This is a genomic window from Pantoea sp. DY-5 (assembly GCF_019795955.1).
Classification (GTDB): domain Bacteria; phylum Pseudomonadota; class Gammaproteobacteria; order Enterobacterales; family Enterobacteriaceae; genus Pantoea; species Pantoea leporis.
Genome location: NZ_JAIMIE010000001.1, coordinates 741015 through 752830, shown reverse-complemented (window position 1 = coordinate 752830; position 11816 = coordinate 741015). Strand labels below are relative to the sequence as shown.

Genomic DNA, 11816 nt, shown 5'->3' with positions numbered 1-11816 from the left:
TTCAGGTGGAACAACGCGGCATAGTATAGTCGCTAAGTATGCGAAAACCAATATAAAATCGGCGTGATAAAGACGATGCAGATCAAGAAAAGGGTGTTGCGCAAGGAGATAAAACCAGAGTGGTGCGCTCTAATGGACTCGAACCATCGACCCCCACCATGTCAAGGTGGTGCTCTAACCAACTGAGCTAAGAGCGCATTGAGGAAATTCACTAATTGGTGCGTCCGAGTGGACTCGAACCACCGACCCCCACCATGTCAAGGTGGTGCTCTAACCAACTGAGCTACGGACGCACTTGGTGCGCTCTAATGGACTCGAACCATCGACCCCCACCATGTCAAGGTGGTGCTCTAACCAACTGAGCTAAGAGCGCAACACGCTGTCAGGGCGACAGCGGGGACGAATATTAACGGCAGGCCGTGATGCTGGCAAGGGGAAAAAGTGTTTTTCCCCTACGACTGACCAGCAACTGTGCTATGCGTCGTTTTTTTCGCCGTTACCAGCCACTTAGCGCGCGGCGCGCGCCAGGATGACCTGCGCAGGCAGGCGCTGCAAACGACGGATGCGCCAAATCATCATCACTGCTGCGGAGGTCAGGCCGATAATGAAGCCACACCAGAAACCGGCGGGACCCAATTTCGGCAATACCCAATCGGTCATCGCCAGTACATAACCCACCGGCAAGCCCAACACCCAATAGGCGATAAAGGTAATGAAGAAGATCGAGCGTGTGTCTTTATAACCGCGCAAGATACCGCTGCCGATCACCTGAATCGAATCTGAGAATTGATAGATCGCCGCCAGCAGCATCAGCTGCGCCGCAAGGGTAATGACTTCCGGATTTGCCGTGTACAGACCTGCGATATCATGGCGGAAAATCACGGTAAACAGCGCGGTGATTGCTGCCATGCTGATGCCGACGCCTTGCCCGGTCCACGCGGCAACGCACGCCTGTTCGGCTGAACCTTGCCCGAGTCGATAGCCAACGCGAATAGTGGTGGCAACGCCGAGCGACAGCGGCAACACGAACATCAGCGAACTAAAGTTGAGTGCAATCTGGTGTCCGGCCACTTTGACAATGCCGAGCGGTGATACCAACAGCGCCACCACGGCAAACAGCGTCACCTCAAAGAACAGCGCCAATGCCACCGGCAAACCCAGCGTGAACAGGCGTGACAAAATCCCGCGTGACGGTGCGGACCAGCGCGTTTTCATACGGATATCGCGCATGCTTGCCATGCGTTTCACCCAGAAGCGCATCACCAGGAACATCACCCAATAGACCGATGCCGTCGCCACGCCGCAGCCGACACCGCCTAAGGCCGGCATACCAAAATGGCCGTAAATGAACACATAGTTGAGTGGAATGTTCACCATGAGACCGAGAAAACCGAGCAGCATCGCCGGTTTGGTTTTCGACAAACCTTCACATTGGTTGCGCATCACCTGGAACAGCAGGTAACCCGGCGCCCCCCACAGCAACGCATGCAGGTATCCTTCGGCTTTGGCGGCCAATTCAGGATCAATGTCATGCATGGTGTTAATCAGATAACCGGCGTTCCACAGCACCACCATAATCAGTAGCGCAACGCCGATTGCCATCCAGTATCCCTGGCGCACTTGTTCCGCGATACGTTCGCGTCGTCCTGAACCGTTGAGTTGCGCAACGGTAGGCGTCAAAGCCAGTAGAAGACCATGACCAAACAGAATGGCGGGAAGCCAGATAGAGGTGCCGACAGCGACGGCGGCCATATCCGTGGCGCTTACCGCACCGGCCATAACAGTATCTACAAATCCCATCGCAGTCTGGGCCACCTGAGCAAGGATGACCGGGATCGCGAGGGCCAGCAATTGACGCGCTTCGGTAAAATACTTCTGCACGTTACACCTGCTTAATTAATGAAGAGAGCGGGGCGAAATCCCCAAAGAATGCGCGCACAGTGTAGCGGCAGCGCTGGCTTCCGCCAAACGTTGATCGCATTTTGTTTAGCAATTTGTGTAAAGTTTGAACTCCGCCAAATTAAGCTGCCGCCGACAAGCTGTGATAAACTGACGCAAACTTTGCAGAGGCTGAGATTATGTTTACTGGAATTGTGCAAGGCACGGCAGAAATTGTCGGCATTGAAGAGAAAGATCTGTTTCGTACCCATATTGTGCGCTTACCGGACGATCTGTTACCGGGACTGGCGCTGGGCGCATCGGTAGCACACAACGGCTGTTGCCTGACCGTGACCGAGATTAACGGCGACTTGGTCAGCTTCGATTTGATTAAAGAAACATTGCGCATTACCAACCTGGGTGAATTACAGGTGGGTGATGTGGTGAATATTGAGCGTGCAGCGAAGTTCAGCGATGAAATTGGCGGCCATTTAATGTCCGGCCATATTATGACCACGGCGGAAATCTGCAAAATCATCCAGTCAGAAAACAACCGCGAAATCTGGTTTAAATTACAGGACGCCACACAGATCAAATATATTCTGCATAAAGGTTTTGTGGGTATCGACGGAATTAGTTTGACCGTTGGCGACGTAACCAAAAGCAAATTCTGTGTGCATCTGATTCCGGAAACGCTGGAGCGCACCACGTTAGGCGCGAAGAAGTTTGGTCAGAAGGTCAATATCGAGATTGATCCTCATACGCAGGCCATTGTGGAAACCGTTGAACGCGTATTAGCGCAGCGTGAAGCCGCCGCACTGGCGCAGATTGCTAGCGCTGAATGATGGCGTTAAAAAAGGCGCCCTGCGGCGCCTTGATTTATTTCCAAAAGCTCATTAACGCGCCACGCGTAATCCGCCATCCTTGCCGCGACTGAATACCACCTGCCACAGCTGAATATCACGGGCACGAAACGCACCGGCGCAGGCGTTGAGATAATAGTCGAACATCCGTTTAAAACGTTCGCCATATTTCTCAGCCAGCTGTGGCCACGCCGCCTGAAAACGATCATACCAGGCCATTAACGTCGTATCGTAATCTGCGCCAAAGTTATGCCAATCTTCCATGACGAAATGTGGCTCACTGGCATCAGCGATTTGACGTACCGACGGCAGACAACCGTTCGGGAAGATATATTTATCAATCCACGGATCGACATTCATATCCGTTGTGAGAGCACCAATGGTGTGCAGTAAAAATATGCCGTCTGGTTTGAGGTTGCGGTCTACAACATCAAAATAAGTGGCATAGTTTTTCGGCCCGACATGTTCAAACATTCCGACAGAAACAATGCGATCATATTGATTATTCAGGTCGCGATAGTCCTGCAGTAATATAGTGACATCCAGTCCTTCACAGCGTTGTTGTGCCAGTTTTTGTTGCTCAGCAGAAATAGTAACGCCATGCACCGTGACGCCATAATGGCGCGCGGCATATTCCGCCAGTCCGCCCCAGCCACAACCGATATCCAACAGCGTCATGCCTGGTTCAAGTTGTAACTTGCGGCAAATCATATCAAGTTTTGCCTGCTGCGCGTTTTCTAACGTATCAGCATCTTTCCAGTAGCCGCAGGAATATTGCATATAAGGGTCAAGCATCAGTGAGAAGAGATCATTACCCAAATCGTAATGCTCTTTACCCACAATCCAGGCGCGTTTTTTGGATTGCAAATTAGTAAGACGCGCGGCGGCGATGCGCAACGTATCTTTAAAATGTCGCGGTAATTGTTTATCCAGATGGTGTTTTAAAACGCGATGGAAGAACATATCGAGCTGTTCGCACTCCCACCAACCATCCATGTAACTTTCACCTAATCCAAGCGATCCTTCCTCGAGCACGCGTTTAAAAAAATCTGGATGCTTTACCTGAATATCCCAGGGACGAGTGCCATTAACTGCAATATCAGCACGTTCTAGCAGTTCATTGACGATCCGAAACCAGTGGTTTTCTTCAAGGCTCACTTCTTCTATAACAGATGAACTCATAGCTTCTCCATCACCTTCCGATCTGAACCTGAGAAAAAGAATAGCCAATTTCCCAAGGCCTGTGAGAGAACTCACGGAAAATCCGTCCGCCAGAAATCCGACGTTTTACAGAGGCATGAATTTGAATAGAAAAGTTGGAGGCAACACTGGAGTATCGTGCAGACGCCATCCCGCGACAGAGTCGCTAAAGGTCTTACATTTATATTATTGATTTAATACAGAATTACTGACCCACAGAGTATATGCTCACGCGGGTCAATATTCAACGGGTTATCGTTAGTTTGCTAACGAAAAGCGTTGGGTTAGAGATTATCTTCGCAGGGACGGGGAGTGTGGGCAATATCACTTTGTGCGTTTGCCAATCGCTGGCAGACAAAGCCCGCCCACGCCAGTACCACGGTGGCGACCATCACTAACGTGGTGTTGAACAGCGCCTGCTCAAGGCCGGCGGAGACCAGCAGGCTGGCGACAAAGCACAATCCCAACTGGAATAAGTTCTGTAATCCTGCCGCTTTACCGGTGGCGTGCGGGAAGGGCGCTAATGCGCTGGCAACCACAATCGGATAGATCGCGCCATTGGCCAGCGCCATGCCGCAGAAGGGCATCAGCAGCACAAACAGCGGCGCTGAAGGCATCAGGGCGATGACAAACAGACTCAAAATACTCAGGCTGTACAGCACCAGCAACCACGGCAATAGTTGCGCGCCCTGATAACGATTTAACAGCGTGCGACAGCCAAAGCCGCCAATCAGAAACGCAATGGTCTGCGGAATATAACTCAGGCCAATGTCGCCCGGCGTCAGGCCAGCAGCGAAGAGAATGAAAGGTGAGCCCGTCAGCCAGGCAAAAAAGCTCGCCGAACATGCCGAATAGATCAAGACGTTACCGCTGTAAACGCGGGTGCCCAGCAAGGTGAACCAGCCGGGCTGTTTGCCTGTGGCAACTTTCTCGCGCTGAGGCGAGGTTAACTGCAGCGTACCGATCAGTAACACCACGGCAACCAGCGTCAGCGTGATAAAGATGCTGCGCCAGTGGAAGTGGCCGATAAGCCAGGCGCCGAGCAGCGGTGCCAGCGCCGGCGACAGCGCAACCAGCGGCATAATCGTCGCAAACACTTTATTGGCTTTGGCTTTTGGATAGTGATCCACCACCAGCGCCTGCCAGCTCACGGCAGCGGCACACACGCCAATCGCCTGCACAAAACGCAGCGCCAGCATCAGGCGGACATCGGTCACCCACAGCATCCCCAGACAGCCGAGGGCGAAGATGGCTAAGCCCGCCAGCAAAATCGGCTTACGTCCGTAACGATCCGACAGCGGTCCCCAAAAAACCTGGGCACAGGCAAAACCGCCAAGAAACAGACTCAGGCTGGCGCTGATGGTGCCGGGTGCGGTAGCAAAATCACGCTGCATATCGCCAAAGGCGGGTAAATACATATCCGTGGCAAGAAAGCCGAGCATGCTGAGCACGGCGAGATAAGGCATAAATGCTTTAGACGACAACATGTTGATTCTCTTTTGGGCAGGTTGAACGCCGGGGAGTGTAAAAGGATGCAGCGCGCTTTGTGAAACGCTAATATTTGCATAGTGCTGTTAAATTTTTTGAAGGCAAAATCATGTGGTCAGAATATGCGCTTGAAGTAGTGGATGCGGTGGCGCGCACCGGCAGTTTTAGCGCGGCAGCGCAGGAGCTGCATCGCGTGCCTTCTGCCGTCAGCTATACCGTGCGCCAGCTGGAAACCTGGCTGGCGGTGCCGCTGTTTGAACGCCAGCATCGCGAAGTGGTGATGACACCGGCGGGCGAGCATTTTGTGCGAGAAGGCCGATCTGTTATCAAAAAAATGCTGGCAACTCGCCGACAGTGTCAGCAACTGGCAAATGGCTGGCGCGGCGAGTTGAGCATCGCGGTCGACTGCATTGTAAAACCGCAGCGTACGCGACAGTTAGTGAAAGACTTCTACCGCCATTTTCCCGACATGGAGCTGATTATCAGCTACGAAGTGTTCAACGGCGTGTGGGATGCGTTGGCTGATGGTCGGGTGGATGTGGCGATTGGCGCAACTCAGGCCATCCCGGTGGGCGGACGTTTTGCCTTTCAGGATATGGGCGCGCTGAACTGGCGCTGTGTGGTAAGTCCCGATCATCCGCTGGTTAACAGCACGGAGCTGGATGATGAAACCTTGCGGGCGTGGCCATCGCTGGTGCTGGAAGATACCTCGCGTGCGTTGCCGCGCCGTATGACATGGACGCTGGATAATCAGCGGCGGTTGGTGGTGCCAGAGTGGGAAACCGGGATGGATTGTTTGCTGGCAGGATTGTGCGTCGGAATGGTACCGGGCCATTTGGCGCGTCCGCTGCTGGACAGCCAAAAACTGGTTGAACTGGCGCTGCCGCAGGCGTTTCCAGACAGTCCGTGCTGCGTTAGCTGGTCCGAACAGCGCGCGTCACCGGCGCTGGCGTGGTTACTGGCTTATCTCGGGGATGCCGAAACGCTGAACCACGAATGGCTCAGCGAAGTGTCGGCTTAGCGGCGATAGTCGCGGAACGGACCGTACGCCACCGAACGGCGTTCAATCAGCGTTGGCTGAACCTCGATGGTTTGCGGATCTTCACGCTTGCTGGTGATGCGATCCAGCAGCATTTCCAGCGCTTTTTCACCCAGTTCAGCTTTTGGCTGGTGCACGGTAGTCAGCGCTGGGGTGAAATAGCGCGCGTTGCGCACGTTATCGTAACCAATCACCGAGATATCCTGCGGTACGCGTAAACCCATCTCATCAGCGGCGCAAATCGCGCCCATCGCCATGATATCGCCACCGCAGAACACCGCAGTTGGACGCTGTTTCTGATTTAAAATCTGCTGCATCGCCTGATAGCCCGATTCAGGTTCAAAGTCGCCCTGAACCACCCATTCCGGACGCACCGTGATGCCCGCTTCGTTCATTGCCTGCAGGAAGCCCGCATGACGTCCACCGCCGGTGTTGCGCTCCATTTGGCCAGGAATAGCACCGATATCGCGATGGCCACGTTCAATCAGATAACGCCCGGCGAGATAGCCGCCCTGAAATGCATTGTCCTGCACGGTATCGGTGAAATCACCGCGTGACGCGCCCCAATCCATTACCACCATGGGGATATTGCGGTTCTCTTCCAGCATCTGCAGCAAATCGTCTGGATATTCCGAACACATCACTAGCAAGCCATCGACGCGCTTTTGCGCCATCATTGACAGGTAAGCGCGCTGCTTTTGCAGATCGTTGTGCGCATTGCCGAGAATCAGCGTATAGCCGCGTTCGAAGCAGCGGTTCTCCACCGCTTCGATAATTTCAGCGAAGTAGGGCGCTTCGCTGGAGGTCGCCAGCAGACCCAAGGTTTTGGTGTGATTGACTTTAAGACTACGCGCCACGGCACTTGGCGAGTAATGTAATTCTTTGATCGCTTCCCATACGGCGTTACGCGTCTCTTCCGCAACGAAACGCGTTTTGTTGATGACATGCGAAACCGTGGTGGTTGAGACACCCGCGCGTTTTGCGACATCTTTAATTGTTGCCATGAAAATGGTGCTCCTGGGCTTATCGCAACTTACTGATAAGTATATTGTTAAACGTTTGCGTCTGCTAATGCTTTTACAGCCCAAAAAAGCGGGCAAAACGGTATGTTCTAGCAGGCGAAATCACTTCATCACGCTGTAAATACAGCCTGCGCAAAATCTGTTGCGCAACGAAAGGCGGGGATTCTAGCAAGCTGGCGCGGATAACACGAGATTTTTGCCTATTGCTATGCGAAAATCGTCTTAACCCTAATAATTGTGTGACTAAGGAGTTGTGATGAATACCGACCTGAAGCTGGCGCTAATGACCACTGTTGGCGCACTGTTGATGATTATCGCCTTCAGCTTTACCGCGATCATGCATTAACAAAAAAGCCGGAGCTGAGAACAGCATCCGGCTTTTTATGTCTGTTGCGCAACAACTAGCGAATGGTTTTTGGCGTCATCATACGACGCGCGCCCACATAGTGTTTCTGCCAGTAATCCTCACCCAATGCGCTAATCTGAATATCTTTGCCGGTACGCGGCGACTGAATGAATTTACCATTACCAAGATAAACGCCCACATGGTCGGCGGTACCGCGATTGTTGATGCGGAAGAACACCAGATCGCCTTTCTCCAGCATTTCACGCTTAATCGGTGCCGCATCACGCAGGTGATACATCTCATTGGCGGTGCGTGGCAGTTTGAATTTCACCAGATCTTTATAGGCGTACCACACCAGGCCGCTGCAGTCGAAACCGGTATGTGGTGAAGCGCCGCCCCACTGATAAGGTTTGCCGAGTTGACCCATTAATTTGGTCATCGCCGTTTCACGCGCTTTTTGATAACGCTGGCGGTGCGCTTTACTCATTTTGATGCCGGTCAGCGCTAACGCTTCATCATCGACGGCGATCTCAGGCGTTTTCTTCGCTAAACGTTGATGACCGTATTTCTTAGCAGAGAGTTTCAGCGGGGATTTTTTGCTGGTGGTTTTGTGCAGCGCGGTTTCTGTTTTGGTCTGTTTTTTGAGTTTGAATTTTTGAACAGCAGTCAGGCGCGATTTTTTAGTAGTGGTTTTCACCGGACGTCGTTTGCGGCGCTCGTCTTCACGTGCACTCTTTTTCTCTGCTTTAAGCGAACTGGCGTTAACGGGCGCATGCGGAGATGCAGCGGCCACATTAAAGAACAGTTGGGCTAAAGCCAGTATGAAAAGCGTAATTAGTAGACGCATAATCCGGTTACAGGTTAAGCAGGCTGAATCAAAGCAGACTGCGTAAAAGTGAGAGAAATCTGATCAAGTGACCAGCGCCGAGGCAATTCTAATCCACTTTTTTTGCAAAAGGTAAGGCCTTTTTCCATTAATATGTTACCAGATTGATTCTGTAGCAAAAATGAGCGATTTCAGCTGGTTAACACAGCGAAACTATTGCTAATTATTAATTTATTAATGCCAATTAATGATATGAAAATGTTATTTGTCATACGTTAACTTAACAAACATGGCGATTAGCCCGTGCAAACGCAAAATCCCGTTTTCAGTCCGGGAGCGAAATCGCTACAATAAACAAACACGAAGTAGAAGATTAAGGAAGGCAATAATGAGTACTGTTGAAAAAATTCAGCGTCAGATCGCAGAAAACCCGATTCTGCTGTACATGAAAGGTTCTCCAAAGCTGCCAAGCTGCGGTTTCTCGGCGCAAGCCGTGCAGGCGCTTTCCGCGTGTGGCGAGCGTTTCGCTTACGTGGACATTCTGCAGAACCCGGATATTCGTGCTGAAATGCCAAAATATGCTAACTGGCCAACCTTCCCGCAGCTGTGGGTCGATGGTGAACTGGTCGGCGGCTGCGACATCATCGTTGAGATGTTCCAGCGCGGTGAACTTCAGCCACTGCTGAAAGAGACCGCTGAGAAGTATAAAGAAGCGGAATAATGCAGAAGGCCGACAAATGTCGGCCTTTTCTTTGATTACCCGGCAGACGCATCGTCTGCGGATTCTTCACTGAAAGCCAGCGGCCAGCCGCCCAGGCGTTTCCAGCGGTTCACCAATTCACAGAACAGCGTCGCGGTTTGCTCTGTGTCATACAGCGCCGAATGCGCTTGCGTGCTATCAAACTCCATTCCCGCCGCTTTACAGGCTTTCGCCAACACGGTTTGCCCCAGCACCAAACCGCTCAGTGCCGCGGTATCAAAAGTGGCAAACGGGTGGAACGGATTGCGCTTCAGGCTGGCGCGCTCGGCGGCCGCCATCACGAAGTTGAGATCGAAAGTGGCATTGTGCGCCACGATAATGGCGCGATTGCAGCCGCTATCTTTGGTGCCTTTGCGCACCATTTTAAAAATCGCATGCAGGGCTTCATATTCACTTACCGCACCGCGCAGCGGATTGGTAGGATCGATGCCGGTAAACGCCAGCGCCGCAGGATTCAGAATGGCGCCTTCAAACGGTTCCACATGGAAGTGCAGCGTTTCATCGCGGTGCAACCAGCCGTCTTCATCCATTTTCAGCGTGGTGGCTGCAATTTCCAGTAGTGCATCGGTTTGTGCATTGAAACCCGCGGTTTCAACGTCGATCACAACAGGATAAAAACCGCGGAAGCGTTGGTGGAGAGCGTTTAAAGCGTTCGATTCAGACATCAGGATCTCATGGCAATAAATAGGGCAGCGCGCATTATGGCAAAAATCGCAGGAGGGTGCAGCAGGAGAGGGAAGTCAGCCTGCAAATAGCAGGCTGACGAGCAACCTTAGTTGCCTAAGCCGTGACCGGCATGTTTGTTTTCAATCAGCTCGATTTTGTAGCCGTCCGGATCTTCAACAAATGCAATAATAGTCGAACCGCCTTTTACCGGGCCCGCTTCACGCGTCACGTTGCCGCCTGCGCTGCGAATGCGTTCGCAGGTATCAGCTACGTTGTCCACGCCCAGCGCGATATGGCCGTAAGCGTTGCCGAGATCGTATTTATCCACGCCCCAGTTGTAAGTCAGCTCAATCACCGCGCCTTCGCTCTCTTCGGTGTAGCCAACGAATGCCAGAGTGTATTTATACTCGGTGTTTTCGCTTTGACGCAGCACGCGCATGCCGAGCACGCGGGTATAGAAATCGATAGAACGTTGCAAATCGCCAACGCGTAACATGGTGTGAAGTAAACGCATAACATCCTCTTTTTTAAAACGTCATCAGTGCATGACAAGCAACTTAGTATACACACTGATGAAACAACGCTGCCGCCTATCCGCCGCGGCAGCTATTTTCTTACAGGGTTGGATAATCGGTATAACCTTCCGCGCCGCCGCCGTAGAAGCTCTCAGGACGCTGCGGATTGAGTGGCGCATCCTGCTGCAGACGGGCAACCAGATCCGGGTTGGCGATAAAGTCGCGACCAAACGCCACCGCATCAATCAGACCACGCGCAATCAGATCGTCGGCTTTCTCAACAGTGTAAGCACCGGCACCGATGATCACGCCTGGGAACAGGGCGCGCACTTTTTCACGGAATGCGTCGCTGTAAGGCTGTCCGCCCGCCCAGTCTGGCTCAGAAAGGTGCAGATAGGCGATGCCGCGCTTGCCCAACTCGGCGATGTACCACAACGCCGCTTTTTCTTCTTCCGGGCCATTTTCCAGATTCTGGAAGGCACCGATTGGCGAAACGCGGATACCGATACGATCGGCAGACCAGTTAGCAATCGCCGCATCCACCACTTCCAGCGCGAAACGACCACGTTTCTCAATCGAACCGCCGTACTCATCGGTACGCTGGTTTGAGCCCGGTGCGAGGAACTGATGCATCAGATAGCCGTGCGCGGAGTGTAACTCCAGCAGGTCGAAATCGGCTTCGCGCGCATTGGCAGCGGCCTGACCAAAATCTTTTACGATTTGCTGAATTTCAGCCACTGACAACTCGCGCGGCACGGAAGTGTCTTCACGATAAACAGAACCATCCGCGGCGCGCAGGGAGGTGCGCGTACCCGCCGCCAGCGCGGTTGGCGCGACCGGCGCTTTGCCTTCGGGCTGCACGCTGTGATGAGAAATGCGTCCGGTGTGCCACAGCTGCACGGCGCTGTGACCGTTGGCGGCATGAATGCCTTCGTTAATCACTTTCCACGCGGCAATTTGCTGCTGTGTGTGCAGACCCGGCGCACCGGCATAGCCTTTCGCCTGGAAAGAGATCTGAGTGGCTTCGGTGATGATCAAACCGGCACTGGCGCGCTGTTGATAATATTCTGCCATCAGCGGCGTAGGGATATCGCCCGGCTCAATGCTGCGCAAACGCGTCAACGGGGCCATGAAAATGCGGTTCGGTACGGTAATCGCGCCCACTTTGAGTGGGGAGAACAGCTGCTTACTCGCCATATTGATTGCTCCAGGA

General features: G+C 52.9%; 12 protein-coding genes and 3 tRNA genes. 4 read left to right on the top strand and 11 right to left on the bottom strand.

Annotation, left to right across the window (positions count from 1 at the left end):
• Positions 1–120: 120 nt before the first annotated feature.
• From K5Y30_RS03525 to K5Y30_RS03510, 4 genes are all read right to left on the bottom strand, one after another.
• Positions 121–197, bottom strand: a tRNA-Val gene (locus K5Y30_RS03525).
• Between the two features lie 19 nt (positions 198–216).
• Positions 217–293: transfer RNA gene (locus K5Y30_RS03520), tRNA-Val, on the bottom strand.
• A 3-nt stretch (positions 294–296) separates the two neighbouring features.
• Positions 297–373: transfer RNA gene (locus tag K5Y30_RS03515), tRNA-Val, on the bottom strand.
• Between the two features lie 134 nt (positions 374–507).
• Positions 508–1881 (bottom strand): MATE family efflux transporter, encoded by a 1374-nt coding sequence (locus K5Y30_RS03510; protein WP_222181901.1) that lies wholly within the window; start codon positions 1879–1881, stop codon positions 508–510.
• A gap of 197 nt (positions 1882–2078) precedes the next feature.
• Between K5Y30_RS03510 and K5Y30_RS03505 the strand changes: the two genes are divergently transcribed.
• Complete coding sequence (locus K5Y30_RS03505) at positions 2079–2723, top strand: riboflavin synthase subunit alpha (RefSeq protein WP_176971547.1); 645 nt, start codon at positions 2079–2081, stop codon at positions 2721–2723.
• A 51-nt stretch (positions 2724–2774) separates the two neighbouring features.
• Here K5Y30_RS03505 and cfa read toward each other — a convergent pair whose 3' ends face one another.
• On the bottom strand, positions 2775–3923 hold the full coding sequence (gene cfa, locus K5Y30_RS03500; protein ID WP_222181902.1) for a cyclopropane fatty acyl phospholipid synthase: 1149 nt from the start codon (positions 3921–3923) through the stop codon (positions 2775–2777).
• A gap of 302 nt (positions 3924–4225) precedes the next feature.
• Entirely contained in the window at positions 4226–5428 is a 1203-nt protein-coding gene (gene punC, locus K5Y30_RS03495; protein WP_222181903.1) for a purine nucleoside transporter PunC, read from the bottom strand.
• A gap of 110 nt (positions 5429–5538) precedes the next feature.
• On the opposite strand from punC, the gene punR reads away from it, so the two are divergent.
• Positions 5539–6450 (top strand): DNA-binding transcriptional activator PunR, encoded by a 912-nt coding sequence (gene punR / locus K5Y30_RS03490; RefSeq protein WP_222181904.1) that lies wholly within the window; start codon positions 5539–5541, stop codon positions 6448–6450.
• On the opposite strand, the gene purR is transcribed toward punR, so the two are convergent.
• Positions 6447–7472 carry an HTH-type transcriptional repressor PurR gene (gene purR / locus K5Y30_RS03485; RefSeq protein ID WP_008110309.1) on the bottom strand — a complete coding sequence of 342 codons (1026 nt, stop codon included), beginning with the start codon at positions 7470–7472 and terminating at the stop codon, positions 6447–6449. The two genes, punR and purR, sit on opposite strands and share 4 nt — an antisense overlap.
• Before the next feature lie 274 nt (positions 7473–7746).
• Here purR and K5Y30_RS03480 point away from each other — a divergent pair, with 274 nt between their 5' ends.
• Positions 7747–7836 (top strand): YnhF family membrane protein, encoded by a 90-nt coding sequence (locus tag K5Y30_RS03480; RefSeq protein WP_007892756.1) that lies wholly within the window; start codon positions 7747–7749, stop codon positions 7834–7836.
• A gap of 55 nt (positions 7837–7891) precedes the next feature.
• Here the strand turns inward: K5Y30_RS03480 and K5Y30_RS03475 are convergent, their stop codons facing one another.
• A complete protein-coding gene (locus K5Y30_RS03475; RefSeq protein ID WP_222210512.1) occupies positions 7892–8683 on the bottom strand; it encodes a C40 family peptidase in 792 nt (263 codons plus the stop codon).
• Between the two features lie 364 nt (positions 8684–9047).
• Here K5Y30_RS03475 and K5Y30_RS03470 point away from each other — a divergent pair, with 364 nt between their 5' ends.
• A complete protein-coding gene (locus K5Y30_RS03470) occupies positions 9048–9383 on the top strand; it encodes a Grx4 family monothiol glutaredoxin (RefSeq protein ID WP_175501675.1) in 336 nt (111 codons plus the stop codon).
• Between the two features lie 35 nt (positions 9384–9418).
• On the opposite strand, the gene rnt is transcribed toward K5Y30_RS03470, so the two are convergent.
• From rnt to K5Y30_RS03455, 3 genes are all read right to left on the bottom strand, one after another.
• Positions 9419–10087, bottom strand: a complete 669-nt coding sequence (gene rnt / locus K5Y30_RS03465) for a ribonuclease T (RefSeq protein WP_210081606.1) — start codon at positions 10085–10087, stop codon at positions 9419–9421.
• 107 nt (positions 10088–10194) lie between these two features.
• Positions 10195–10602, bottom strand: coding sequence for a lactoylglutathione lyase (gene gloA / locus K5Y30_RS03460; RefSeq protein WP_007892766.1), 408 nt, complete (start codon positions 10600–10602; stop codon positions 10195–10197).
• 100 nt (positions 10603–10702) lie between these two features.
• Positions 10703–11800, bottom strand: a complete 1098-nt coding sequence (locus tag K5Y30_RS03455) for an alkene reductase (protein ID WP_222181906.1) — start codon at positions 11798–11800, stop codon at positions 10703–10705.
• Positions 11801–11816 lie beyond the last annotated feature (16 nt).